The 26,477-nt window shown below is 53.9% G+C and carries 21 protein-coding genes; 10 read left to right on the top strand and 11 right to left on the bottom strand.

Annotated features, from left to right (window positions below; genetic code table 11):
* Nucleotides 1-10: 10 nt before the first annotated feature.
* From FN082_RS04210 to msrA, 4 genes are all read right to left on the bottom strand, one after another.
* Nucleotides 11-2,020 carry a beta-galactosidase gene (locus FN082_RS04210; RefSeq protein ID WP_139540971.1) on the bottom strand — a complete coding sequence of 670 codons (2,010 nt, stop codon included), beginning with the start codon at nucleotides 2,018-2,020 and terminating at the stop codon, nucleotides 11-13.
* Between the two features lie 18 nt (nucleotides 2,021-2,038).
* The gene (locus FN082_RS04205) at nucleotides 2,039-3,271 is read right to left on the bottom strand and encodes an oligosaccharide MFS transporter (protein WP_139540972.1); all 1,233 of its coding nucleotides are present in this window, start codon (nucleotides 3,269-3,271) and stop codon (nucleotides 2,039-2,041) included.
* Between the two features lie 344 nt (nucleotides 3,272-3,615).
* Nucleotides 3,616-4,959, bottom strand: a complete 1,344-nt coding sequence (locus tag FN082_RS04200) for a hemolysin family protein (RefSeq protein WP_139540973.1) — start codon at nucleotides 4,957-4,959, stop codon at nucleotides 3,616-3,618.
* 180 nt (nucleotides 4,960-5,139) lie between these two features.
* Entirely contained in the window at nucleotides 5,140-5,778 is a 639-nt protein-coding gene (msrA, locus tag FN082_RS04195; protein ID WP_139540974.1) for a peptide-methionine (S)-S-oxide reductase MsrA, read from the bottom strand.
* Between the two features lie 209 nt (nucleotides 5,779-5,987).
* Between msrA and tamA the strand changes: the two genes are divergently transcribed.
* The 3 genes from tamA to FN082_RS04180 are packed head-to-tail and all read left to right on the top strand — an operon-like array spanning nucleotide 5,988 to nucleotide 11,841.
* Nucleotides 5,988-7,721, top strand: a complete 1,734-nt coding sequence (gene tamA / locus FN082_RS04190; protein WP_139540975.1) for an autotransporter assembly complex protein TamA — start codon at nucleotides 5,988-5,990, stop codon at nucleotides 7,719-7,721.
* Nucleotides 7,718-11,494 (top strand): autotransporter assembly complex protein TamB, encoded by a 3,777-nt coding sequence (tamB, locus tag FN082_RS04185; RefSeq protein WP_142981191.1) that lies wholly within the window; start codon nucleotides 7,718-7,720, stop codon nucleotides 11,492-11,494. The genes tamA and tamB overlap by 4 nt, the downstream gene beginning before the upstream one ends.
* A gap of 2 nt (nucleotides 11,495-11,496) precedes the next feature.
* Nucleotides 11,497-11,841, top strand: coding sequence for a gamma-glutamylcyclotransferase family protein (locus FN082_RS04180; RefSeq protein ID WP_004098039.1), 345 nt, complete (start codon nucleotides 11,497-11,499; stop codon nucleotides 11,839-11,841).
* Between the two features lie 295 nt (nucleotides 11,842-12,136).
* Here FN082_RS04180 and FN082_RS04175 read toward each other — a convergent pair whose 3' ends face one another.
* The 6 genes from FN082_RS04175 to ppa all read right to left on the bottom strand — a co-directional run bounded on the left by FN082_RS04175 (nucleotide 12,137) and on the right by ppa (nucleotide 17,506).
* Nucleotides 12,137-12,787: a hypothetical protein gene (locus FN082_RS04175; RefSeq protein WP_139540977.1), complete on the bottom strand. Its 651-nt coding sequence runs from the start codon at nucleotides 12,785-12,787 to the stop codon at nucleotides 12,137-12,139.
* Between the two features lie 14 nt (nucleotides 12,788-12,801).
* Nucleotides 12,802-13,443, bottom strand: a complete 642-nt coding sequence (locus tag FN082_RS04170) for a hypothetical protein (RefSeq protein ID WP_139540978.1) — start codon at nucleotides 13,441-13,443, stop codon at nucleotides 12,802-12,804.
* A gap of 3 nt (nucleotides 13,444-13,446) precedes the next feature.
* A complete protein-coding gene (locus FN082_RS04165) occupies nucleotides 13,447-14,379 on the bottom strand; it encodes a hypothetical protein (RefSeq protein WP_142981190.1) in 933 nt (310 codons plus the stop codon).
* 44 nt (nucleotides 14,380-14,423) lie between these two features.
* On the bottom strand, nucleotides 14,424-15,713 hold the full coding sequence (locus FN082_RS04160) for a hypothetical protein (RefSeq protein ID WP_142981189.1): 1,290 nt from the start codon (nucleotides 15,711-15,713) through the stop codon (nucleotides 14,424-14,426).
* Nucleotides 15,713-16,903 (bottom strand): hypothetical protein, encoded by a 1,191-nt coding sequence (locus tag FN082_RS04155; protein ID WP_142981188.1) that lies wholly within the window; start codon nucleotides 16,901-16,903, stop codon nucleotides 15,713-15,715. Before FN082_RS04155 ends, FN082_RS04160 begins: the two co-directional genes overlap by 1 nt.
* Nucleotides 16,904-16,978: 75 nt before the next feature.
* Nucleotides 16,979-17,506, bottom strand: coding sequence for an inorganic diphosphatase (gene ppa / locus FN082_RS04150; RefSeq protein ID WP_005134479.1), 528 nt, complete (start codon nucleotides 17,504-17,506; stop codon nucleotides 16,979-16,981).
* Between the two features lie 403 nt (nucleotides 17,507-17,909).
* On the opposite strand from ppa, the gene ytfQ reads away from it, so the two are divergent.
* The 6 genes from ytfQ to FN082_RS04120 all read left to right on the top strand — a co-directional run bounded on the left by ytfQ (nucleotide 17,910) and on the right by FN082_RS04120 (nucleotide 23,869).
* The gene (ytfQ, locus tag FN082_RS04145; RefSeq protein ID WP_064356162.1) at nucleotides 17,910-18,866 is read left to right on the top strand and encodes a galactofuranose ABC transporter, galactofuranose-binding protein YtfQ; all 957 of its coding nucleotides are present in this window, start codon (nucleotides 17,910-17,912) and stop codon (nucleotides 18,864-18,866) included.
* A gap of 145 nt (nucleotides 18,867-19,011) precedes the next feature.
* Nucleotides 19,012-20,514, top strand: coding sequence for a galactofuranose ABC transporter, ATP-binding protein YtfR (gene ytfR / locus FN082_RS04140; RefSeq protein WP_142462347.1), 1,503 nt, complete (start codon nucleotides 19,012-19,014; stop codon nucleotides 20,512-20,514).
* Nucleotides 20,515-20,524: 10 nt separating this feature from the next.
* On the top strand, nucleotides 20,525-21,550 hold the full coding sequence (gene ytfT, locus FN082_RS04135) for a galactofuranose ABC transporter, ATP-binding protein YtfT (RefSeq protein ID WP_139540984.1): 1,026 nt from the start codon (nucleotides 20,525-20,527) through the stop codon (nucleotides 21,548-21,550).
* Nucleotides 21,537-22,529: a galactofuranose ABC transporter, permease protein YjfF gene (gene yjfF / locus FN082_RS04130; RefSeq protein ID WP_142981187.1), complete on the top strand. Its 993-nt coding sequence runs from the start codon at nucleotides 21,537-21,539 to the stop codon at nucleotides 22,527-22,529. Before ytfT ends, yjfF begins: the two co-directional genes overlap by 14 nt.
* 71 nt (nucleotides 22,530-22,600) lie before the next feature.
* Nucleotides 22,601-23,104: a DUF2569 domain-containing protein gene (locus tag FN082_RS04125; RefSeq protein WP_142462349.1), complete on the top strand. Its 504-nt coding sequence runs from the start codon at nucleotides 22,601-22,603 to the stop codon at nucleotides 23,102-23,104.
* 252 nt (nucleotides 23,105-23,356) lie between these two features.
* On the top strand, nucleotides 23,357-23,869 hold the full coding sequence (locus FN082_RS04120; RefSeq protein WP_142981186.1) for a DUF2569 domain-containing protein: 513 nt from the start codon (nucleotides 23,357-23,359) through the stop codon (nucleotides 23,867-23,869).
* A gap of 38 nt (nucleotides 23,870-23,907) precedes the next feature.
* Here the strand turns inward: FN082_RS04120 and fbp are convergent, their stop codons facing one another.
* Nucleotides 23,908-24,906 carry a class 1 fructose-bisphosphatase gene (fbp, locus tag FN082_RS04115; RefSeq protein WP_139540988.1) on the bottom strand — a complete coding sequence of 333 codons (999 nt, stop codon included), beginning with the start codon at nucleotides 24,904-24,906 and terminating at the stop codon, nucleotides 23,908-23,910.
* A 175-nt stretch (nucleotides 24,907-25,081) separates the two neighbouring features.
* Here fbp and mpl point away from each other — a divergent pair, with 175 nt between their 5' ends.
* On the top strand, nucleotides 25,082-26,455 hold the full coding sequence (gene mpl / locus FN082_RS04110) for a UDP-N-acetylmuramate:L-alanyl-gamma-D-glutamyl-meso-diaminopimelate ligase (protein WP_139540989.1): 1,374 nt from the start codon (nucleotides 25,082-25,084) through the stop codon (nucleotides 26,453-26,455).
* The last annotated feature ends 22 nt before the right edge of the window (nucleotides 26,456-26,477 follow it).

Genomic DNA, 26,477 nt, shown 5'->3' with positions numbered 1-26,477 from the left:
CGCTGCTTGATTAACTTTCGATGATACTAAATTCCCATGCCTTGAGACGCAACGGCTGGCCGCAGCGCACTTCATCCCCGCTCAATAACGCTTTGCCTGCCTTTTCGCTGATAAACTCCAGCGGCTCACCGGAGTAGTTGAACAAGAAGTGGATGCTGTTGCCATTGCGATTGCGCATTTTTTTGACCACCAGCGGATAGCGATATTCAGACGTGCGCGAGTGCAGATCCAGACCTGCGGTCAGGGCGTCAAACAGCTGGCTAATCAATGTCTTCTGCGGCAGGAAGCCCACGTAAATTGCGCGACCCTGACCGTAAGCCGCCTCGGTGGCGGCAGTATATTCGCCCCACGCCGGATGCTGATAACGTAATAACGTGCGGGTGCCGGAATCCGGCGTCAGCAGCTCCATCCATAGCTCGGCCTGGTTATCCTTGCTGCAATCGATCGCTGCGCTGCATGAGGCCACCGTGGTCTCCTCCGGCAGGGTGAACTGACTGTAGCTCACACCGCAGGCCCGGTGCAAAATCCCCGGCTGCGTGCTGCTGCGCACCTTCACGTTTTCATCGCTAAAGCCCGATTTAAAGCCGATTAGCGCTCTGCCGCCTTGCTCAATATAGCGGTTGATCCGCTCCAGCAGGCCATCGTCGGCGGCGTATAACCCGGGGATAACCAGCGTGCGATAGTGCGAGGTCTCTTCGTTGACGTCGTGGATGATATCGACGCTGATATTGTGGTCGTATAGCGCATCATGGAAACGGCGGAAAATATCGTTGTAAATATTGCCCTGCGCGTCGCCGGGGCGGAACTGGTTTAGGGCGTCCATCGCCTCATTGCTTACCAGCAGCGCGACGTCGTTTTCTGCCCGCAGATCCGCCAACTGCGGCGACAGACGCGCGAAGTCAGCGCCGATAGTGGTGGCTTCCTGCCAGGTCGCGTTGCGCGAGAAGTCATGGCTTAGCAACCCCTTCCAGTAGGTCTCGAATGAGTTATGAATTGAATGCCAGTGCCAGTAGGAGACCATCGCCGCACCGGATGCCACATGGCTAAAAGCCTGTAGACGTAGCTGTCCGGGGTAGGGTGTCCACTGGGCGAAGCCCTGCGCCTGGGTTTCCAGCACGAAGTAGTTCTGGCCCTGCTTTAGCGAGCGGGTGATGGCGCCGCCGAAGGCGATTTCCCGCCCGGTCAGGTGCTTTTGGCCCGGGTGATAGATATCGACACCGGCAATATCTAGCGCTTGCGCCGCCGCGAAGTGATCGACTCGCGGCTGCACGCCATAGGAGTAACCGCGCCATTCAAAATCGAAGTTATGGGTGACAAACTGCTGCGGCTGCGCATATTCGCGCACGATCTCCGCCTGCCAGGCCAGATATTCCGTCACCTGCTGGCGCTGGTAGCGGGAGAAGGCGCAGGCGAGGCTGGCGTTAATCGTATTTTCGACCGGTGGAAAATCCTGCCAGCTATCGATGCGGTTGCTCCAGTAATCCAGACCAAAGTCTTTATTCAACTGCGCCAGATCGGGATATTGCTCTTGCAGGCTGCGCACAAAGCCCTCCTGCATATAGCGGCCGATATTATCGTAATGCTTGGTTTCGTTATCCAACTGCCAGCCAATAATCGCCGGATGGTGCTGCACGTGGGCCATCAGGGTTCGGATAATCTTTTCGGCATAGCGACGAAAGGTCGGGTTAACGATATCCATGATCTGTCGTGGGCCATATTTTTGCTGCCCGTCCACAGTAGTGACCAGAACGTCCGGGTGTTTCGCCACTAGCCAGGTCGGGACGGCGTAGGTCGGCGTGCCGATAATTACCGCGATCCCGGCTCCGTGCATGGCGTCCAGTACCCGGTCGATATGGTAGAAGTTGAACACCCCTTCTTGCGGCTCAAGGGTGCTCCAGGTGGACTCGGCAATACGTACTACGTTAATGCCCGTTTCTTGCATTAAGGCGATATCTTTCGCCAGCCGATCTTCTGGCATATATTCATCGTAATAAGCAACACCATAATATAAAGCAGACATAAAATTTACCTCCTTAAATTAATGCGCGGGGACCGGCTGTGGAACAAAAGTTCGGGCTTTGTCGAGAGTAATAAACGAAATCAGCGTAAAGCACAGCGCGATACCGCCGAGAACGATGTAGCTGCTGGTAAAGCCCATGCTCTGGTACATATGACCGATACCGGTAGAAAGGAAAATAGAACTAAAGCTTTTAGAAAACTGGAAGCCGATTAAATAAACGGTGGCGGAAAGCAGCGGGTTGAAATTGGCAAAAATATATTTTAATGCTGCAACGAGCAGGACCGAACTTTCGAAACCGTGGAGCAGTTTAATCAGGCTGATGGAGACCGGGCCGACGGCCCAGGCGGAACCGATAATACGCAGGCTCATAATCATCCCGCAGTACAGCAGGGCGTTTTTCGGGCCAATTTTATTGACGAACCACGGGGCGAAGAACATCACTATGGCATCAAGGAAAATCTGACCGGTGGTTAAATAGCCGAAGACCTCTGCGCCGCGTGCTTTGCTCTCAAAGAAGTGGCTGTAATAGATGGCGAACTGTTGATCGTAGGTTTCATACACCGCGCCAACGCCAACCATATAAATGGCGAAGAACCAGAATTTCTTCATTTTCAGCAGCGATGTGGCATCGCTTAAGGTGATCGGTGAAGCCTTGCCAGGCTGCATTGCACCCTGCTTACGAGTATCAATCTGCATTTTCCAGACAATCACCAGCAGGCAAACCCCGGCACAGCTGGCCAGCCAAAAAATCATATTCTGGTCGATCCCATAGAGCTTACCTGCCGCAAAGGTGCCGATAGCGGCGCCAATGCCGCCAAACATTCTGGCGCGGCCGAACTCAAACCCGGAAGCGCGGCTGACCTTATCAATGTAGGCTTCGCAAATACCGCAGCCTGCACCGTAGGCCAGACCAATATAGATGCCTCCTGCCAGCGCGCCGAGAAAGACGTTAATTTTTAATAGGGGGGCGAAGACGTAAATCCAGTAGGGCGCGAATAAGGTAATAATTATCGCCAGCATCCACATCAGATTCTTACGGTAAACTAATTTATCAGAGACAAAGCCGAATAATGGCTGAACGCAAACGGCAATAATCGCAGTGAAGGAATAAACCAGACCCACATCGGTGTAATTAATACCGATAGTCTCCGTCAGCCACAGAGATAAATAGGGGTAACAGCATCCCCAGCCAATAAAGAAGAACAGGAAAAATAGACAGCTTATATAGTAATTTTTATTTGATTCTATCATGGTAACCCTCGCTTCCTTTATGCAGGAATATGATCGTGTTGTCGCGAGCAAAGTTACCTTTTTGCGTAAGGGGGAGTCATGAAAGTTTCGCTATGGAGCAGTAAAAATCTGCTATCACCAGTGAGGCGTGAGCCGCTTCACATTCGGGCAATAAAAAAGGCGGATTTTTAATCCACCTCAGTTTATTGGTAAAGTGCACTTCTCTGGAATCGCCCGGTGGCGGCTAGCGCCTACCGGGCCTACGACAAATGCGGAATTCGTTGATAGTGTGGGTTTTGTAGACCGGGCAAGGCGTTAGCCGCCGCCCGGCAGGAACCGCGAGCACGATTGTGTTCGAGAAAAAATTACGCCGACTCTTTTTCTTTATCCGCGGCATCCGGCAGTTTAGGTACCAGCACCGTCGGTTTATTGTCGATTCGGGTCACCAGCAGCTGGTCGATGCGATAGTTGTCGATATCCACCACTTCGAACTTATAGCCGGAGAATTTCACCGCATCGGTGCGTTTGGGGATTTTCCGCAGCATAAACATCATAAAGCCGCCAATGGTCTCGTAATTGCCGGACTGCGGGAAATCATCGATATCCAGCACCCGCATCACGTCGTCAATTGGCGTGCCGCCGTCAATCAGCCAGGAGTTTTCATCGCGCGCGACGATTTGTTCTTCCAGCCCCTGACCAACCAGGTCGCCCATCAGGGTGGTCATCACGTCGTTGAGGGTGATAATCCCGACCACCAGCGCATATTCGTTCATGATCACCGCGAAGTCTTCACCGGCGGTTTTGAAGCTTTCCAGCGCTTCTGACAGCGTCAGGGTATCCGGGACAATCAGCGTATTGCGGATCTGCACCCCACCGGTTAGTACCAGGCTTTGATTCGCCAGCACGCGGTTCAGCAGGTCTTTAGAGTCAACGTAGCCGATGATGTGGTCGATATCTTCGTTGCACACCAGAAACTTGGAATGCGGATGCTCGGCGACCTTATTCTTCAGGCTCTGCTCATCTTCGTGCAGATCGAACCAGATGACGTTTTCACGTGAGGTCATGGATGAAGGCACGGTGCGTGATTCCAGCTCGAACACGTTCTCGATGAGTTCATGTTCCTGCTTACGCAGCACCCCGGCCAGCGCCCCGGCTTCCACCACGGCGTAAATATCATCAGAAGTAATGTCATCTTTACGCACCATTGGAATTTTGAAGATGCGGAAGATGTTGTTGGCCATGCCGTTGAACAACCACACCAGCGGGCGGAAGACAAACAGGCAGAAGCGCATCGGGTTGATGATGCGTAAAGCGACGGCTTCAGGCGCAATCATACCGATGCGTTTCGGAGTCAGGTCAGCAAACAGGATGAACAGGCTGGTGACCAGGGTAAAGGAGATGATGAAGCTCAACTGCTCGGACAGCTCCGGCGACATATAGCGACTCAGCAGGCTGTGGAAGGCCGGAGAGAATGCGGCGTCGCCGACGATACCGCCGAGAATCGCCACCGCGTTAAGGCCGATCTGCACCACGGTAAAGAAGGTGCCGGGGTTCTCCTGCATTTTGAGAACGCGCTGGGCGTTCACGTTGCCATCATCGGCCAGCAGTTTGAGTTTGATTTTACGTGATGCGGCCAGCGAGATTTCCGATATCGAAAAGAACGCACTGACGGCAATCAGACAAAGTATTACTAAAATACTGTTTAACATATCTTATCTGACCGTTGAGATCAGATCCTCGGAAGGGAAGTGGATAACGCTCATGTGGAATACACAAAAAACCGGTCCGAAGGCACTGGACCGGCTGTAACACGGGGTAGTATAGCGTAAGGTACTGTAAAGCCGCCAGAGCGTTAATTATTCAACCCGGCGGCCTGCCGGTCAGCGATATCAGGCCTGCGGCGGCAAACAAACTCCGATCCCCCCGATACCGCAGTATCCGTACGGGTTCTTGTGCAGATACTGCTGATGATCGTCTTCCGCGTAGTAGAACGGTTTCGCCGTCGCGATCTCGGTGGTGATAGCGCGCGCGTCGTTGGCATCATTCATTGCCGCCTGAAAACGTGCCAGGCTGGCCTTTGCTGCCTCGTTCTGCTCCGGGGTTAACGGATAAATTGCGGAACGATACTGCGTACCGTGGTCGTTACCCTGCTGCATACCCTGCGCCGGATCGTGATTTTCCCAGAATACCTGTAGCAGTTGATCATAGCTGATGACCTGCGGATCGTAGACCACGCGCACGGCTTCGGCATGACCGGTATCGCCGCTGCACACTTCGCGGTAGGTCGGATTTGGCGTATAGCCGCCGGTATAGCCTGCGGCGGTACTGTATACGCCAGGGAGCTGCCAGAACAGGCGTTCAACGCCCCAGAAACAGCCCATGGCAAACAGCGCAACTTCCATTCCAGCCGGAACGTTGGTCATCGAATGGCCATTGACGGCGTGGAGCGTAGCCACCGGCATCGGCGTGTTGCGTCCCGGCAGCGCGTCCGCCTGGGCGACAAGATGCGTTTTATCAAATAGACTCACGGTGGGCCTCTCAAAACAGAAAATGTGGTTAAGGTTGTAACGAAGCGTGTCTTTTAACACAATAAACACGCTCAATACGTCTAGATTTAAACATAAGAATTATTTGGGTTAACGTCTATTTTTCAACCCTCAGTTGTTGGGGTTTTGTTAAGCCGTGGAACGGCACTTTCGTTTCCTTCGGGGGGAAACAAGGATATTCAGGAGAAAACGTGCTACAAATCCGCCAGTTATGTATCACCAGCCTTTTGCTGGTTAGCGGGGTCGCCAGCGCAGCGAGCGTGCGTTTGCAGGTTGAGGGGTTATCCGGGGAACTGGAAAAAAACGTCCGCGCCCAACTATCCACGATCCAGAGCGATGAAGTGACGCCGGACCGGCGCTTCCGTGCGCGCGTTGATGACGCCATCCGCGAAGGCCTGAAAGCGCTGGGCTACTACGAACCAACGATCGATTTTGATTTACGTCCGCCGCCGGCGAAGGGGCGTCAGGTCCTGATCGCTAAAGTGACGCCCGGCGAGCCGGTGCGTATTGGCGGCACCGAAGTGATTTTGCGCGGTGGGGCCCGAACCGACAGCGACTATCTGGATCTGCTCAAAACGCGCCCGGCTATCGGCACCGTGCTGAATCACAGCGACTATGATGGCTTCAAAAGCTCCCTGACCCGCGTTGCGCTGCGTAAAGGCTACTTTGATAGCGAGTTTAATAAAAGCCAGCTCGGCGTCTCTCTCGACAGACATCAGGCCTTCTGGGATATCGACTACAACAGCGGCGAACGCTACCGTTTTGGCCCCGTGACCTTTGAAGGTTCGCAGATTCGCGACGAGTATCTGCAAAACCTGGTGCCGTTTAAACAGGGCGACTACTACACCTCGCAGGATTTAGCCGAACTCAACCGCCGCCTGGCGGCGACCGGCTGGTTTAGCTCGGTGGTGGTCGCGCCGCAGTTTGAAAAGTCTCGCCAGACCAAAGTTCTACCTTTACAAGGCGTGGTCTCCCCGCGTAAAGAGAATACTGTTGAAACCGGTGTCGGCTATTCCACCGACGTTGGGCCGCGCGTCAAGGGGACGTGGAAAAAGCCGTGGATGAACTCCTACGGTCATAGTCTGACCTCCAGCCTCAGCGTTTCTGCCCCTGAGCAGCAGCTTGATTTCAGCTATAAAGTCCCGCTGTTAAAAAGCCCGCTTGAGCAGTACTACCTGATGCAGGGCGGTTTTAAACGTACGGATCTTAACGATACTAAAGCCGACTCAACGACCCTGGCGGTATCGCGCTATTGGGAGATGTCGAGCGGCTGGCAGCGCGCGCTGAACCTGCGCTGGAGCCTTGACCACTTTACCCAGGCCAACGTCACCAACACTACGATGCTTATCTACCCCGGCGTGTCGGTGAACCGGACCCGCTCGCGCGGCGGCCTGATGCCGACCTGGGGCGATTCGCAGCGCTACTCGGTGGACTACTCCAACACCATGTGGGGCTCGGACATTAACTTTATCGTGATGCAGGCGCAGGACGTCTGGATCCGTACCCTCTACGATCGCCACCGCTTCGTGGTGCGCGGCAACCTCGGCTGGATTGAAGCCGATAACTTCAGCAAAGTCCCGCCAGATCTGCGTTTCTTCGCCGGTGGCGACCGCAGTATTCGCGGCTATAAATACAAATCTATCTCGCCTAAAGACGATGACGGCAAGCTGATGGGGGCCTCGAAGCTGGCTACCGGCTCGCTGGAATATCAGTACAACGTGACCGGCAAGTGGTGGGGGGCAGTGTTCGTCGATAGCGGCGAAGCGGTGAGCGATATCCGTAAGAGTGATTTCAAAACCGGCGCGGGCCTTGGCGTGCGCTGGCAGTCGCCGGTCGGGCCGATCAAACTGGATATCGCCAGGCCGATAGGCGACAAAGAAGAGCACGGTTTACAGTTTTACATCGGTCTGGGGCCTGAATTATGAGTTTATGGAAGAAGATAAGCCTCGGCGTACTGATCTTTTTAGTGTTGCTGCTGGGGACGGTTGGATTTCTGGTCGGCACCACCACCGGCTTGCATCTGGTGATTAAAGCCGCCGACCGCTGGGTTCCGGGGCTGGAAATCGGCAAGGCCACCGGCGGCTGGCGTGACCTGACGCTGGAAAACGTGCGCTTTGAGCAGCCGGGTGTGGCGGTCACCGCGGGTCAGTTTCACCTTGGCGTCAAGCTACGCTGCCTGTGGGACAGCAGCCTGTGCGTCAACGATATTTCTCTGCGCGACATTTATGTGGCGATCGACACCAGCAAAATGCCGCCGGCGGCGCCGGTAGAGGAAGAAGATAGCGGTCCGCTAAATCTTTCTACTCCGTATCCGATTACCCTGAGCCGGGTGGCGCTGCATAACGTTAACGTAAAAATTGACGATACCGCCGTTTCGCTGCGCGACTTTTCCACGGGCCTGAACTGGCAGGAGAAAAACCTGACCCTGACGCCGACCTCCCTGCAAGGATTGCTGATCGCGCTGCCGAAGGTGGCGAAAGTGGCCCAGGAGCAGGTCGTCGAGCCGAAAATTGAAAACCCGCAGCCGCAAGAAAAGCCGCTCGGCGAGACGATGAAAGACCTCTTCTCGAAGCCGGTGCTGCCGGAGATGGCCGACGTCCATCTGCCGCTGAATCTCAATATTCAGGAGTTCCGCGGCGAACAGCTGCGCCTGACCGGCGATACCGATATGACCATCTACAATCTGCTGCTTAAAGTGAGCAGCATTGATGGGCAGATGAAGCTGGACGCGCTGGACGTGGACTCTGACCAGGGGAAAGTCACCGCTTCCGGTAGCGCTCAGTTGCAGGACAACTGGCCGGTTGATATCACCCTCAACAGTACGCTGAACATTGATCCGCTCAAGGGTGAGAAGGTGCAGCTGAAAGTGGGCGGCGAAGTACGTAAAAAACTGAAGGTCGGCGTGGATTTAGCTGGCTCCGTGGCGATGACGCTACGCGCCGAAGCGCAGCTGGCGGAAGCTGGGCTGCCGCTGGATATGGAGGTTAAAAGCAAGCAGCTCTACTGGCCCTTTACCGGCGAGAAGGAGTTCCAGGCCGACGATGTGCTGCTGAAATTTAACGGCAAGATGACCGACTACACTCTGGCTTTCAGCACCGCGGTGAAAGGAAAATCGCTGCCACCGGCGAAGATTAACCTGAACGCGAAGGGCAACGAGCAGCAGGTTAATCTCGATAAGCTGACCGTCGCCGCCCTGGAAGGGAAAACCGAGCTGAAAGCGCTGCTCGACTGGCAGCAGGCAATCAGCTGGCGCGGAGAGCTGACCCTTGACGGCATCAATACCGCCAAAGAGGTGCCAGACTGGCCGTCGAAGCTCAACGGTTTGATTAAGACCCAGGGCAGCCTGTACGGCGGCAGCTGGCAGATGTCGGTGCCGGAGCTGAAAATCACCGGTAACGTGAAACAGAATAAGGTCGATGTCAGCGGCTCACTGCAGGGCAACAGCTATATGCAGTGGAAAATCCCCGGTCTGCATCTGGCGCTAGGTCCCAATAGCGCCGACGTGAAAGGCGAGCTGGGGGTCAAAGACCTTAAACTCGATGCCACCATTGATGCTCCGCATCTCGACAACGCGCTACCGGGCCTCGGCGGCACGGCGAAGGGGCTGGTAAACGTTCGAGGTACCGTTGACGCGCCGCAGCTGCTGGCGGATATCACCGCCCGGTCGCTGCGCTGGCAGGAGCTGTCCGTTGCTCAGGTGAACGTGAAGGGTGACGTGAAATCAACCGACCAGATTGGTGGAAACCTCGACGTGCGCGTAGACCGCATCAGCCAGCCGGGCGTCAATATCAGCCTGGTACAGCTCAATGCCAAGGGTAACGAGAAGCAGCACGACCTGCAGCTGCGGGTGCAGGGCGATCCGGTTTCCGGACAGTTATCGCTGGCGGGCAGCTTTGACCGTAAAGAGGAGCGCTGGAAAGGGACGCTAAGCAATACCCGCTTCCAGACGCCGGTTGGGCCGGTTGCGCTAACGCGCGACATCGCGCTGGATTACCGTAACCTGGAACAGAAAATCAGCATCGGGCCACATTGCTGGACTAACCCGAACGCCGAGCTGTGCGTGCCGCAGACTATCGACGCCGGGGCCAGCGGACACGCGGTGGTGAATCTCAATCGTTTCGACCTCGCGATGCTGAAGCCGTTTATGCCGGAAGCGACGCAAGCCAGCGGCGTGTTTAGCGGTAACGCCGATGTGAGCTGGGACACCACCAAAGAGGGGCTGCCGCAGGGCAAGGTCACCCTGAACGGGCGTAACGTGAAGGTGACTCAGACGGTGAACGATGCGCCGCTGCCGGTGGCGTTCGATACCCTGAACCTCACGGCCGATCTGCACAATAACCGTGCTCAACTGGGCTGGCTGATTCGCCTGACCAATAACGGCCAACTGGATGGACAGGTGCAAATCACCGATCCGCAGGGCAGACGTAATCTCGGCGGCAACGTCAATATCAACAACTTCTCGCTGGCGATGATTAACCCTATCTTCTCGCGCGGAGAGAAGGCCGAAGGGAAGCTTAACGCGCGTCTCACCCTTGGCGGCAACCTCCAGAGTCCGCAGCTGTTCGGCCAGATGCAGCTAAACGGCGTCGATGTTGAAGGCAACTTTATGCCGTTTGATATGCGTCCGAGTCAGCTGGCGATGAACTTTACCGGTACGCGCTCGACGCTGCAGGGGACGGTGAATACCAGCCAGGGACAGATTGCCCTGAGCGGTAACGCCGACTGGACGCAGATTGATAACTGGCGCGCGCAAATTGCGGCGAAGGGCAGCCGGGTGCGGATAACCGTGCCGCCAATGGTACGCCTTGATGTGTCGCCGGACGTCGTCTTTACCGCCACGCCGAGCCTGTTTAGCCTTGATGGCAACGTCGATGTTCCGTGGGCGCGTATCGTTGTTAACGAAGTGCCGGAAAGCGCCGTTGGCGTCTCTTCTGATGAAGTGATGCTGGATAAAAATCTGCAGCCCATCAAGCAGCAGAGCGCCGGTATCCCAATCAACAGTAACCTGACGATTCATGTTGGCAACAACGTGCGTCTCGATGCCTTTGGCCTGAAAGCGCGTTTGACCGGCGATTTGAAAGTGGCTCAGGATAAACAGGGGCTGGGGCTGAACGGGCAGATTAACATCCCGGAAGGTCGATTCCATGCCTATGGTCAGGACCTGATTGTGCGTAAAGGCGAGCTGCTGTTCTCTGGTCCGCCGGATCAGCCTCTGCTGAATATCGAAGCCATTCGCAACCCAGATGCGACAGAAGACGACGTGATCGCTGGCGTTCGCGTGACCGGATCGGCAGATCAGCCGAAAGCGGAGATTTTCTCTGATCCGGTTATGTCGCAGCAGGAAGCCCTCTCTTACCTGCTACGAGGGCAGGGTTTAAGCAGCGGACAGAGCGATAGTGCGGCGATGACTTCAATGCTTATTGGTATGGGGGTTGCACAAAGTGGTCAGGTTGTGGGTAAAATCGGCGAGACGTTTGGCGTAAGCAATCTGGCGCTGGATACCGAAGGGGTAGGCGATTCCTCTCAGGTGGTGGTCAGCGGCTATGTGCTGCCGGGTCTGCAGGTAAAATATGGGGTAGGGATCTTTGACTCCCTGGCGACGTTGACGTTACGCTATCGCCTGATGCCCAAGCTATATATGGAAGCGGTGTCTGGCGTAGACCAGGCTCTCGATTTGCTCTATCAGTTTGAGTTTTAGCAATGCGAATATTTGTTTACGGCAGTTTACGACGCAAGCAAGGCAACAGCCACTGGATGACCAACGCTCAGTGGCTGGGCGATCATAGTGTCAATGATTATCAACTGTATAGCCTGGGCCACTATCCAGGCGCGGTGCCCGGAGATGGCACGGTACATGGTGAGGTCTATCGTATTGACGCATCGACGCTGGCCGAATTGGATGCGCTGCGTACCAAAGGCGGCGAGTATGCTCGTCACCTGATCCAGACGCCCTATGGCAGCGCCTGGATGTATGTCTATCAGCGCCCCGTCGAGGGATTCACGCTGATAGAAAGCGGCAACTGGTTGGACAAAGACCAGTATTAATAATGATAACGCCACCTTCGGGTGGCGTTGTTTTATCTGTGGGTTAGCAGTGGCTGGTTTTGTTGCCTGCCTCAGCGCGCCATGTCCAGGCTACCAGCTTGCAGGCGGCGGTGAATCCGTAGCCCGGGCAGGCGCTTTGTGCCGCCCCCGGGAGCAGAGTGGTAGCATTTCCCGGAGGCGATGCTGCGCATCTGTCCGGGCTACCAACCCCCAGACCGCACCCCGGGTAAGGCGACAGCCGCCACCCGGGAAATGGCGGCTCAGAACTTCCTGGCTGAGGGGGGCGACAAATTAGCTATTGCAGATTTTTCGGCCAGAACATGCGCGGGTAGCCGATTTCAGCTAAACCGGTATGCCGCAGAGTAAGGTATTTTGCTCTTTCTTTATCATAGATGGCAGTGGCTGAATGCGTATGGCCGTTATAGTAAAGCGGCTGTATATCATACATCTGATATAAGGTATCTTTTTGGGCCCAGCCGGGGACATTCTCTATTTGGTAGTCATAGTCAATTTTTTTGCTTTTACTTTCCATTCCTCCAGCAAACCAGGCCTTCACATCTTCCGTCCCGGTAGTTTTAATCGCTTTTATCGAACCGAAGCAGAATGAGGACGTTTGTTTCCGCCAGTATTTACGCCCTTCAGCCGTGAGGATATAGCGGTTAATCGTCAACGTTTTATTATTTTCATAGGCGAGGGTTTGCGTGGTGAGCAGCCCCAAAGTGACAAAATTCTCCAGCGTCTGCTGGGTTTTTACGCTATCGGCGCTTTGGCTTTCCGGCTGCCTGATATCCCAGGGAAATGAAATCCCCGGCTTACGAACTCCGAAGCAGTGCGCTTTGTCGATCCAGGTTATCAACTGTGTGTTGATATCCGCCAGATAATCCCGATCGTCGCAGCCGAATAACGTGAAGATAAATAACCCGCAGATCGTTTTCTTCAATAGCACAGGTAAGATCCTTATCAATTCGCATTGAAGAACTTGTCTTCACCAACGTAATAATTGCCGATACCGGACAGGCTGCGTAAGTGCGTTTTATCCGCCATATTGAATCGGGCGCTGCCGGTGATTTTGCCTTCTTTCATCTGCGGAAAAAGCTGTGGCATTAATTCTTGCGCCCAGTCAGGAACGTTAGCGATATGGTAAATGAAATCGACCGTGACGGCTCTCTGGTCATTTGATGGACTTATCTGGCTAATTTTTTCCACTTGCACATTACCGAAGCACAGGCCGGTTCTCTCGCTATAGGGCCAGCTTGGGCTGCTGGCGGCGCCTTTATCCGTGAGACGGTAGTAGTAGTTGGTATATTTACCCGCCTCAATCTCAATTTTCTCCTCAACCAGACCCTGCTGAATAAACCATGGGATCCCTGCAGTCGGTTGGTACCAGGAAGTGAACTCCGCTTTTATCTTCTGTCGGGTAATAATACAGATCGCCTGGTTTGCGTAGCGGTTAGCGATATCAAAGCGTTTCTGAATTTCCGGGAGCCACTGCTGGTCGTTCAGTTGCGTTACCTGGTAGGAGGTTTGCTGCTGTCCGTTATCACAGCCGGTGAGAAACAGGGCCAATGTCAGACCCCAAAAGCGTATTTTTTTAATATCCATATATTAGTAGCTCTGTTTAATCCATACGGCTTTTCTTGCCATTCGTACCCGGGAAATAAAATCAAAAATGTTCTTATTGCCATCGGTATACTCAGGCAAACCATTAATTAAATACTCCAGCGGGTAAGGGAAGCAGCGTTTCGGATCGGCGGAATAGTCGTATGCGAGGCCTTCCAGCGCGCTATCGCCCGGCGGCAGATCGCCACAGGAGGGAACCTGATTTTCCTGATATTGATAAGCAGTATTAAAGGTTATTCTGTTCATCCAATCGACCAGTTGCGGCTGGAGTTTCTCCGCGCCATAGTAATCGCCATTGGTCAGCCAGATGATGTGCCGTTGGCCAAACATGACCGCGCTTATCTCTTGATCGGTGAAGCTTTCCGGGCGCTCATACTCTTTAGTTTTGTTGTCGTACACATAGCGATACGCCCAGGATAAGGTATGATTTTGTTTATTGTAATCAGGCAGCTGTAGCCAGTTAAAATCGATCGTTTCAGGAAAGGGCCAGGTATGCTTCGGTGGAATTCGCAGCTGTAGCTGTTCAGCCCTGTCCTTCAAAAGAGAAAGATCGTCCGATAGCCTTAAATAACCGACGTTGGCAATTTTTATACATAACCGGTTCTTACTGCCATAGCGTGGTGATATATATCTGGTGCATCTGAATTCTGAGATGTTTTTCAGCGGCTTGCCGTAGGTTTTTATCTCTTCAGCATAAATATAATTTTCTGGTAAATTTAGTACAGCAATCTCATTTAATGAAATCGTTGCGGGTCCGGCGATAATGGTCTTTTCTGTGCGATCGTCGAAATCATCATCTTCCCGGCTTATTTGCTTTAATTCACCCTGTGTTAAGGGCGCCCCGGCGCTGACATGTCCCGGCAATAGCGTCAGGGCAATAAATACCGGTAGTGTTATAGCTATTGTTCTCTGAGCCATGAAATCTCCTTTTGCTCAACTCTCCGTAAATAGGGACAGGCAGGTTATTCAAATGTACCGATCTGATAGTTCAACGTACGGTAATACTCAGGGAAACGGATAAACCGATCGCCAGCGCCATCAAATACCCCGTTTTTCCCCGGTAGCTTATAGCGTTGCCAATTTTTGTCGCCATCGCGGGAAAGATACAGATGCGTTCTGTCGCCGATATCTTTTTCTACCGCCAGCAGGTTAAGCCCGGCATAAATTTTCCCTAACCGATCGATATGTTCAAGTACCAACTGCGACGTACCGTTTTCTTCTAGCCGATACAGGCCAAAGCGAGAAGCGCTTATTCTGCTGCTCAGGAAAATTTGCCCCTGCGGCGAACGGGCGATATCGCGGATATTGGTGGCGAGAATTTGCTCCTGCTGTGACGAGACCACGTTATAGAGAAAGCGTCGTTCTCCCCGGCCTTCAGGAAGCGAAACGGTGACGTCGGCCAGTAGCCGCTGGTGGTTATCGATATACCAGCGTAGCTGGCTCAACCTGGCAGACTGTTCTGCGCTATTGTCCCACTGGATAGTGTTGCGCTTTAGCAGTGGGCGAATATCGGCAGCGATTTGCCAACTTTGTCCCTGGTCTTCTGAAACGGAAAGCGTGTACTGGTCCGCCAGCCATAGCTTGCCAGCCTCGGCGCTGACCAGCTTCTGGGAATAAAAGCGTGACGGCATATCTGGCTCAGGAAAGCGCCACTGCGTCAGTTGCTGCCAACTGATGCCGCCGTCCGGGCTATACCAGACGCTCTTGTTGGCGTGAAAAGGCCCATCGGCAATCAGATAGCACTCACCCTGACGCGTGCAAACAGGGGCGTCGATATCCCCCAGCCATAGCGCGGAAGCCTGGAGCTGGCCCTGGCGATCGAGATGCATGATGCTGGTCAGAGGAATGTTAAACCTGTCATCCCCGCGGTCGGCAGAAGTAAACCGGTTATACCGGCCTTTAATATCGCGTTCCAGCTGCTCTTTTGCCACGAGACGGGCATTAAGCAACTGGGGCATAAGGGGCGTTATTCGTTCAAGCGGCGGATTGTAATGATGAATAACGCGCTGTTGTTGTTTATCCAGCTCATAGCGTTTGACGGTAAACAGCTGTTCGTGGCTGATAAACAGCGCACCGTTGGTAAAGCTGCTGATAATTGGGTCTTCAACCTCTTTTCCCTCGCCGCTCATTTGGTGCTGGTGCCACGAGATATTGGGCAGAAAGAGGTTAAACGAAAATATCGCGGACCACAGAAAAGCCGCCAGCGTGACTATCGCGAGAAACAGTAACCGGCGCTTTATCGTGCTGAACATTACATCAGCTCCTGAAGCGTGGTGTTAGCTTCGGTGCGACCGAGGTAGCGCTTAAATGTACGCTGTAACGCTATCCAGTCGCCCACGCGGCTTGAGAGCATACGGGTCGCCAGGCCGCACAGTTCGAGGAGTGCGATTACCCCGCCGATGCATAACAACGTTAAGGAAAACAGGTCGAGCATCTCTGTGGCAAGTTTCCAGCCGTCCCAGCCGGATGCTCGCATATCATTCAGCTCCAGGCCGAACATAAACAGGAACATGACCAGCGCGATGCTATAAAACACCTTATAGATCTGCGACATTTGCTGTTCGCCGGGATAGAACGGATGAGCTTTCAGATAAGCGCCGCCGCCGCTGCCGTTATACAGCGCCTGAACGTTGCCGTTATCCCGTCGATATACGGCGAGTATCCGATCGCCTTTGGCGAGAAAAGGCGGATGACGGCGGTAAAAAAGAGGGTGGAGGCCCCACCGGGTGCCGGTGGTTTGCCAGGAGAAGGAGAGCGGTGCGGCGCTGCACTGGAACAGTACGCCGTGATAGTCGCGATGCGTTTTTCCTGCCCCAGTGGACCACTTCTTAAAATAGAGACTTTTGATTATCCCTTCTTCAACGCTGAAGCGCGGCGGGACAGGATTATCGGCGGCAAAGGGCTGTATATGACTGCTGACGGCGGGGGAGATGGGTTGGCAGAATGAAACATCTTTGCGTCGTGCCAGGCTCATTCTCGCCATGAGCCCACGCATTCCAGGGTGTATTTTTTGTGCGAAGCGATGCAACAGCCCGCCGATGCCCATCAGCGCAGGCACTAGCGCCAGCGCGGCGATAATCCCAAAAACAATAACCACCCAGGTTGTGGTGAAGAAATACGTTGGATACGCGGCGGCGGCAAACACCAGAGTACCGATAAAAAACATCAATAGTTTGCTTTTCAGCGACGGCCTGGCCGGTTCGAGCAGAACGTTGCCGTCGCTCAGCCAGTGGATCCAGAAGCTGCCGTCCGGCAGGCGGCGAGCGCCAATATGCAGCGGCTGGTTGAGCTTAAGCTGCTCAAAAAGCGTGGGATCCTGGAAGTAACGTGTATCGGTATAAAAAACGTGGTCGCCAGCGGCAAGGCGCAGATAGCTCTGCTTCTCAGAGGCTGCGGTGGTAAATCCGGTAAAATTCAGAGTGAAATAGCGGGTGTTCTTCACAAGGTTCCCTCTTGTGCAAGGCTGCAGCGATCCGTTGCCGCAAACAGGCAGGGCAGACGCCCTGCCTGAGAGAGATTACTTCTTAGCGCGCTCGAAGGACGCAACGATTTCAGCTTTAGCTGCTTCAGCGTTGTCCCAGCCGTCAACTTTTACCCATTTGCCCGCTTCGAGATCTTTGTAGTGCTCGAAGAAGTGGGTGATCTGCGCTTTCAGCAGGTCTGGCAGGTCGTTCACATCTTTGATGTGATCGTATTCTTTGCTCAGCTTGGTGTGCGGTACCGCAACCAGTTTCGCATCTTCACCGGATTCGTCGGTCATTTTCAGAACGCCAACCGGACGGCAGCGGATCACAGAACCTGGCTCCAGCGGATACGGCGTCGGGACCAGAACGTCTACCGGGTCACCGTCCAGAGACAGGGTGTGGTTGATGTAGCCGTAGTTGCACGGATAGAACATCGCCGTGGACATGAAACGGTCAACGAACAGTGCACCGCTCTCTTTGTCGACTTCGTATTTGATTGGATCTGCGTTCGCCGGGATCTCGATCACGACGTAGATGTCTTCCGGCAGATCTTTGCCCGCAGGTACGTTGAGTAAGCTCATGTCTGTTTCCTTTAAAATGTATGGCAAACAAGTGCCCGGTATTATAGCCAACTCACATCGAATGTCTTTGCTTCTTTTTCGCCAGAACGGGTGGGCGGTGTCCGAATTTTTTCCTGCAATACAGCCTGAAAATCCATAAACATAGCCGCATCCTGAATAAAATTATGTAACCGTTTTCATCGCATCTGCTTGATATCTCAAAGCGTGCAAAATTTCGTTATAAACGGTGAGGGTCGCGCAGGTCGCGAAGCCTTATCGGCTCTCTACTGCTGCGAGCTAAGCGTGTTAACATCTAATTAACTTTTTTGAAGTGTGATGTAACGCATTCAGTTACATCTCCGATTGTCTATAGTTTGTCCGCAGGTGAGGTTTTAACCAACAATAACCCTACGAGGATCCTCTTATGTGGAAGCGCTTACTTCTTGTCACAGCAGTTTCCGCAGCTATGTCATCTATGGCCATGGCTGCCCCTCTGACCGTAGGTTTTTCGCAGGTCGGCTCTGAATCCGGCTGGCGTGCGGCCGAAACCAACGTCGCAAAAGAGGAAGCCGCGAAGCGCGGTATCACTCTGAAGATTGCCGACGCTCAGCAAAAACAGGAAAACCAGATTAAAGCCGTACGTTCCTTTATCGCACAGGGCGTTGACGCCATCTTTATCGCACCGGTCGTGGCGACCGGCTGGGAGCCGGTGCTGAAAGAAGCGAAAGAAGCCAAAATCCCGGTATTCCTGCTCGATCGTTCTATTGATGTCAAAGATAAAGACCTCTACATGACCACCGTCACCGCCAACAACGTGCTGGAAGGCCAGCTGATTGGCGAGTGGCTGGTGAAAACCGTTGACGGTAAACCCTGTAACGTCGTTGAACTGCAGGGCACGGTTGGGGCCAGCGTGGCGATTGACCGTAAGAAAGGTTTTGCTGAGGCAATTTCCAAAGCTTCCAATATCAAAATTATCCGCTCTCAGTCCGGTGACTTTACCCGCAGTAAGGGCAAAGAAGTGATGGAGAGCTTTATCAAAGCGGAAAACAACGGCAAGAACATCTGCATGGTTTACGCCCATAACGACGACATGGTGATCGGTGCAATTCAGGCGATTAAAGAGGCCGGGCTGAAGCCGGGCAAAGATATTCTGACCGGTTCTATCGACGGCGTGCCGGATATCTATAAAGCGATGATGGCTGGTGAAGCGAACGCCAGCGTAGAGCTGACGCCAAATATGGCCGGCCCGGCGTTTGACGCGCTGGAGAAATACAAAAAAGACGGCACTCTGCCGGAGAAAGTGACCATCACCAAATCGACGCTCTATTTACCGGATACGGCGAAAGAAGAGTTAGAGAAGAAGAAAAATATGGGCTACTGAGTAGCGAATTGCAGGTTCACCGCCGTCTGCGGATCGGGTAGTCCGGACAGGCGCGCAGCGCCGCCTCCGGGATTTCCCCGGTTGCTAAAGCACGGCTGAGCTCCCTCTCCCCCCGTCGGGGAGAGGGCAAAGGTGAGGGGAGAGCATGAACGGCGAATCGCATCAGGAAATCCTTCGTACCGAAGGGCTAAGCAAATTTTTCCCCGGCGTGAAGGCGCTGGATAACGTTAATTTTAGCCTGCGCCGGGGCGAAATCATGGCTCTGTTAGGCGAAAACGGCGCGGGTAAATCCACCCTGATTAAAGCGCTGACCGGCGTTTATCATGCCGAGCGCGGAGCCATCTGGCTGGAAGGTCAGGAGATCTCGCCGAAGAATACCGCCCATGCCCAGCAGTTGGGGATCGGCACCGTTTACCAGGAAGTGAACCTGCTGCCGAATATGTCGGTGGCGGATAATCTGTTTATTGGTCGTGAACCACGTCGTTTTGGCCTGCTGCGGCGCAAAGAGATGGAAAAGCGCGCCACGGCGCTAATGGAATCCTACGGTTTTTCCCTCGACGTGCGCGAGCCGCTCAACCGCTTTTCGGTCGCGATGCAGCAGATAGTTGCTATCTGTCGGGCGATCGACCTGTCAGCAAAAGTCTTAATTCTTGATGAACCTACCGCCAGCCTGGATACCCAGGAGGTGGAGATGTTGTTTACTCTGATGCGCCAGCTGCGCGATAGCGGCGTCAGCCTGATTTTTGTGACCCATTTCCTCGACCAGGTTTATGCCGTGAGCGACCGGATCACCGTTTTGCGTAATGGCGGCTTCGTCGGCTGTCGGGAAACCCGTGAGCTGCCGCAAATCGAACTGGTAAAAATGATGCTCGGCCGCGAGCTGGAGCATAACGCCCTGCAGCGAGCGGGCCGCACTCTATTGAGTGATAAACCGGTCGCTGCCTTCGAAGATTTTGGCAAAAAAGGCACCATCGCACCGTTTAATCTGCAGGTTCGCCCCGGTGAAATAGTCGGACTGGCGGGGCTGCTAGGCTCCGGACGCACGGAAACCGCGGAAGTGATCTTCGGTATTAAACCTGCTGATAGCGGCAAAGCGTGGATCAAAGGCAAACTGCAAACGCTGCGATCGCCGCATCAGGCCTCCTGCCTTGGAATCGGCTTTTGCCCGGAAGACCGTAAAACCGACGGTATTATTGCCGCCGCTTCGGTAAGGGAGAACATTATTCTCGCGCTCCAGGCACAGCGCGGCTGGCTGCGCCCGATTGGCCGACGCGAGCAAAATGAGATTGCCGAGCGCTTTATTCGCCAGTTGGGCATTCGTACTCCCAGCGCCGAGCAGCCGATCGAGTTCCTCTCCGGCGGTAATCAGCAGAAGGTGCTGCTTTCCCGCTGGTTGCTGACTAAACCACAGTTCCTGATCCTTGATGAACCGACTCGCGGCATCGACGTGGGTGCCCATGCGGAGATCATCCGCCTGATTGAAACCCTCTGCGCCGATGGCCTGGCGCTGCTGGTTATCTCTTCGGAGCTGGAAGAGCTGGTAGGTTACGCCGATCGGGTGATTATTATGCGCGATCGTCAGCAGGTAGCAGAGCTGGCTCTGAGCGAACTTTCCGTCCCGGCGATCATGAACGCTATTGCGGCATAAGGAGTAACCGATGATGCCTCGATCTGTTCCAAAAACCGGCCAGCCAAAACGACGCTTTAGCTGGCCAAAAGGGATGCCGCAAATTATTGCACTGCTGTTGGTGCTGGTCGTTGATAGCCTGGTGGCTCCGCATTTCTACCAGATAGTGTTGCAGGAAGGGCGGCTGTTCGGCAGCCCGATTGATATTTTGAACCGCGCCGCGCCGGTAGCCCTGCTGGCGATCGGCATGACGCTGGTTATCGCTACCGGTGGGATTGACCTGTCTGTGGGCGCGGTGATGGCAATTGCTGGAGCCACGGCGGCATCGATGACCGTGGCGGGGCACAGTCTGCCGGTTGTGCTGCTGGCATCACTGGCGGCCGGTGCGCTGGCCGGTCTGTGGAACGGGATTCTGGTGGCAATACTGAAGATCCAGCCGTTCGTCGCCACGCTAATTCTGATGGTCGCCGGACGCGGGGTGGCGCAATTGATTACCTCCGGGCAAATTGTGACCTTTGACTCCCCGCATCTGGCCTGGCTCGGCAGCGGATCTCTGCTGCTGTTCCCGACGCCAGTGATCATTGCCATCGTTACGCTGGCGCTATTCTGGTTGTTTACCCGCAAGACCGCGCTGGGGATGTTTATTGAAGCGGTGGGCATTAACATCCGTGCGGCGAAAAACGCCGGGGTGAATACCCGCATCGTGGTGATGCTGGCCTACGTATTAAGCGGCGTTTGTGCCGCTATCGCCGGGATTATCGTGGCGGCGGATATTCGCGGTGCCGATGCCAATAACGCCGGATTATGGCTGGAGCTGGACGCTATTCTGGCGGTGGTGATCGGCGGCGGCTCGCTGATGGGCGGGCGCTTTAACCTGTTGCTCTCGGTGGTCGGGGCGCTGATCATCCAGGGGATGAATACCGGGATCCTGCTGTCAGGATTTCCGCCGGAGCTTAACCAGGTGGTCAAAGCCGTGGTGGTGCTGTGCGTACTGATCGTCCAGTCGCCGCGCTTTATCAGCTTACTGAAGGGGATGCGCGGCCATGATAAAACGTAATTTACCGTTAATGATCACCCTGGCGGTATTTGTGCTGGGGTATCTCTACTGTCTCACCCAGTTTCCGGGCTTCGCCTCGACGCGGGTCATCTGCAATATCCTGACCGATAACGCTTTCCTTGGGATCATTGCCGTCGGCATGACCTTTGTGATCCTCTCCGGCGGGATCGATCTGTCGGTGGGATCGGTGATCGCGTTTACCGGGGTATTTCTTGCCAAAGCGATCGGTTTCTGGGGGATCTCGCCGCTGGTGGCGTTTCCGCTGGTGCTGGTGATGGGCTGCGCCTTTGGCGCGTTTATGGGGCTGCTGATTGATGCGCTGAAGATCCCTGCTTTTATTATCACTCTCGCCGGAATGTTCTTCCTGCGCGGCGTCAGTTACCTGGTCTCCGAAGAGTCTATTCCTATTAATCACCCGGTCTATGACACGCTTTCCAGCCTGGCATGGATGATCCCCGGCGGCGGTCGCTTAAGCGCGATGGGGCTGCTGATGCTGCTGGTGGTGGTCGCCGGGATTTTTATGGCTCACCGCACCCGCTTTGGCAATCAGGTTTACGCCATCGGCGGCAGCGCAACTTCGGCGAACCTGATGGGGATCTCGACGCGTAGTACCACGATCCGCATCTATATGCTCTCCACCGGGCTGGCGACGCTGGCGGGAATTGTCTTCTCCATTTATACCCAGGCAGGCTATGCGCTGGCGGGCGTCGGCGTTGAACTGGATGCCATTGCTTCGGTGGTGATCGGCGGCACGCTGTTAAGCGGTGGGGTAGGGACGGTGCTGGGCACGCTGTTTGGCGTGGCGATTCAGGGGCTGATTCAGACGTACATCAACTTCGATGGCACCCTGAGTTCATGGTGGACCAAAATCGCCATCGGGATCCTGCTGTTTGTCTTTATTGCGCTTCAGCGCGGCCTGACGGTGCTGTGGGAGAATCGGCAGAGTTCGCCGGTAACAAGGGCAAGGGTGATTAAGTAAAAGTAAATCAATATCAGAGGGCAAAAGAGAGATAATCATCGTTCCGGTTTATTTTTCAGGGAAGGGACGAGATGGAATCACAGGAGCAGGCCAGGAAGTTTTTTTGTATATGTTGCGACACCGAGGTGCGGAGGGGGGATGATTTTTGCCCCGCCTGCGAAAAAAGGGAACTCGGTAAAATCGGCGGCTGGTTGTACATTCCGCTATTAGGGTTACTCATCAGTGTTGCCATGACGATTCTTAACCTGATGACGGCACTGGAGTTGGTATTTGCTGGCATCAGCTGGACAATTCTCTGGTTTGAGTTGTTTGCTATGATTGTGCTCTTAGGATTATTGGGTTATACAGCATGGCTTTTTTTACGCAAAAAAAGGCAACTCCGGTGGGTATATATCATATTAATTGCGTATAGTCTGGTATTTAGCATTCTTGATGCTTTTCTGGTGAATTATCTTTATGGTGTTGCGGTTCCATCTGATGCGATGATTAGAATATTCCGTAATCTGGTTACTGCAGCTGTTTGGATCCCTTATTTCTTGGTATCGGTGCGTGTCAAACTTACTTTTGTACGCTAATTATATAAAGAAGCGTCTCTACCAGAGAGGCGCGCCGATCGTTTATATTAAAGGTGCTCTGAGTTCATGCTGGCTTTTGGTATACCTCACGGTGCTAAAGCAGTGGAAGCGTTGCTGATAAACATTTTTCGTACCTAAATCATATTCTTATTTCATGCCCCATTGATGTACGAAATCGTGTAAATCGCGCAGGATATGTATCTGGTGAGATCGGTACCCTAAAAGGGATATTTTGGAAAAGGAACGATTTTTATGGATATGACCGAAGGTGAAGGATTACCAGTAAAGTGTGCAAGCTGTGGGGGAAAAGTGTTACCCCCGGATCGTCATTGCAAAATCTGTGAGGATAAAAAATATACAGGTATTGGCGGTTGGCTTTATCTTCCTGCATTGACTCTGACGCTCAGCGTCATTTTTCAATTCGTTGGACTGTTCCGTGTGGTGAATGTTTTTCTGACTATTGAAGAGGAATATAAAGGGGTTGCCCTCTTTGAAGCTGGTGGTGCTATATTCCTTTGGTTACTGGCCGTTTACACAACGGTGCTGTTCTTCAGGAAGAAACGTCAGCTGCCAAATTATTATGTTGTCCTGGTCCTGCTCACCACGATTCTCTACGCCATTGACTGTTGGATTGCCGCGCATTTCTACGGTATGGGGCTGGAAGTTGAAGATATAAAAGTTTTTGTCTCCTGTGCAGGGCAGATAATGATCTGGATTCCTTATTTCCGTGTATCGAAACGCGTCAAACTCACCTTTGTGAACTAAACCATGAAATGACGCCGGAATTACCCGGCGTCTTAGCCTTACGCGTCCGGGAACTCTTTAATAAAGTTCTCGACGTCTTCAACCATATGATTGTTGCCGACGAAGAAAGAACGGCGCTGGTGCAGGCTTTCCGGAACGATATCCAGAATGCGCTCTTTACCGTCGCTGGCCTTGCCGCCCGCTTGCTCAGCAAGGAACGCCATCGGATTGCATTCATACAGCAGACGTAGTTTACCATCCGGGTGGCTGGCGGTACTTGGGTAGAGATAGATGCCGCCTTTGAGCAGGTTGCGGTGGAAATCCGCCACCAGAGAACCGATATAGCGCGAGGTGTACGGGCGCTGGGTCTCTTTCTCTTCTTCCTGACAGTACTTGATGTACTTCTTCACACCCATCGGGAACTTGATGTAGTTACCTTCGTTGATGGAGTAGGTGTTGCCCTTTTCCGGGAAGCGCATGCGCTCCTGGGACAGGCAGAAAACGCCGAGGGAGGGGTCGTAGGTAAAGGCGTGGACACCGCAGCCAGTGGTATAGACCAGCATGGTCGAGGATCCATAAACCACATAGCCCGCGGCGACCTGTCGGCTACCCGGTTGCAGAAAATCTTCTTCGGTAACAGGCGTTCCCACCGGCGTGACGCGGCGGTAGATAGAGAAAATCGTTCCGACGGAGACGTTTACATCAATGTTGGAAGAACCATCCAGAGGGTCCATCAGCACAACGTATTTGGCGTGTTCACACCCGTCAAAGACGACGATTTCATCTTCTTCTTCAGAGGCAATCCCGGCGACAATATCGCGTGCTTTCAGTGCTGCTTTTAATTTTTCATTAGCAAACAGGTCGAGTTTTTGCTGCACCTCGCCCTGAACGTTTTCAGCACCGCTGGCACCCAGGATATCGACCAGTCCGGCCTTGTTGATATCGCGGTGGATGATCTTGGCGCCTAACTTTATCGCCGACAACAAAGCAGTAAGCTCGCCAGTTGCGTGAGAGAACTCGTGCTGCTTTTCGACAATAAATTCACCTAACGTTTTCATAACCCGTTCCCTGCATGTTTATGTGAAGTAAAACGAACACAACAATCTTAACAAAGAATAAAAAAAACTCGCACAGGTGAATCGCGCCAGCAAAATACGGATTCGCCTTAAATGCATTTCTTTCACCCCCAACATCCCGGTAAACTGTGCTTCAGATAAGAGAAGGAAATGACGAATGCGCATTCATATTTTAGGAATCTGTGGCACGTTTATGGGGGGGCTGGCGATGCTGGCGCGTTCCCTCGGTCATGAGGTAACGGGGTCGGATGCGAACGTTTATCCGCCGATGAGCACCCTGCTGGAAAACCAGGGGATTGATTTAATTCAAGGATATGATGCCAGCCAGTTGGATCCGCAGCCGGACTTGGTGATTATCGGTAACGCGATGACGCGCGGTAACCCGTGCGTAGAAGCGGTACTGGAAAATAACATCCCGTATATGTCCGGCCCGCAGTGGCTACACGACTTTGTCCTGCGCGATCGCTGGGTGCTGGCGGTTGCCGGTACGCACGGTAAAACCACCACTGCCGGAATGGCGACCTGGATCCTCGAAGCCTGTGGTTACAAGCCGGGTTTTGTTATCGGCGGCGTACCGGGCAACTTTGATGTTTCCGCGCGCCTTGGCGATAGTCCGTTCTTCGTGATTGAAGCCGATGAATACGATTGCGCTTTCTTTGATAAGCGCTCCAAGTTTGTTCATTACTGCCCGCGCACGCTGATTCTCAACAACCTTGAGTTTGATCATGCGGATATCTTTGACGATCTGAAAGCTATCCAGAAACAGTTCCATCACCTGGTGCGTATCGTGCCGGGCAAGGGCAAAATCATCCTGCCGGAAAACGACATCAATCTGAAACAGACGATGGCGATGGGCTGCTGGAGCGAGCAGGAACTGGTTGGCGAACAGGGCCACTGGCAGGCGAAAAAGCTCACCACCGATGCTTCCTCATGGGAAGTGTGGCTGGATGGCGAGAAAGTCGGTGAAGTGAAGTGGGAACTGGTCGGTGAGCATAATATGCATAACGGCCTGATGGCGATTGCGGCCGCTCGCCATGTGGGCGTACTGCCTGCCGATGCGGCCAATGCGCTGGGCAGCTTTATCAACGCCCGTCGCCGCCTGGAGCTGCGCGGCGAAGCCAACGGCGTCACCGTCTATGACGACTTTGCCCATCATCCTACGGCGATTCTGGCGACACTGCAGGCATTACGCGGTAAGGTCGGCGGCACCGCGCGTATTCTTGCCGTGCTTGAACCGCGCTCCAACACCATGAAGATGGGTATCTGCAAAGACGACCTTGCGCCGTCTCTTGGTCGTGCGGATGAAGTCTTCCTGCTGCAGCCGCAGCATATTCCGTGGCAGGTGGCTGAAGTGGCTGACGCCTGCGTTCAGCCTGCGCACTGGAGCGCTGATGTTGATACGCTGGTAGATATGATTGTTAAAACCGCGCATCCTGGCGACCATATCCTGGTGATGAGTAACGGCGGATTTGGCGGCATTCATCAGAAGCTGCTTGATAAACTGGCGAAAAAGGCCGAGGCGGCCGAGTAGGCCATACCCCGCGTTATCCGCC

This window comes from Klebsiella spallanzanii, assembly GCF_902158555.1.
Taxonomy (GTDB): domain Bacteria; phylum Pseudomonadota; class Gammaproteobacteria; order Enterobacterales; family Enterobacteriaceae; genus Klebsiella; species Klebsiella spallanzanii.
The sequence above is the reverse complement of the archived record's forward strand: the minus strand, read 5'-3'. Positions and strand labels throughout refer to the sequence as shown.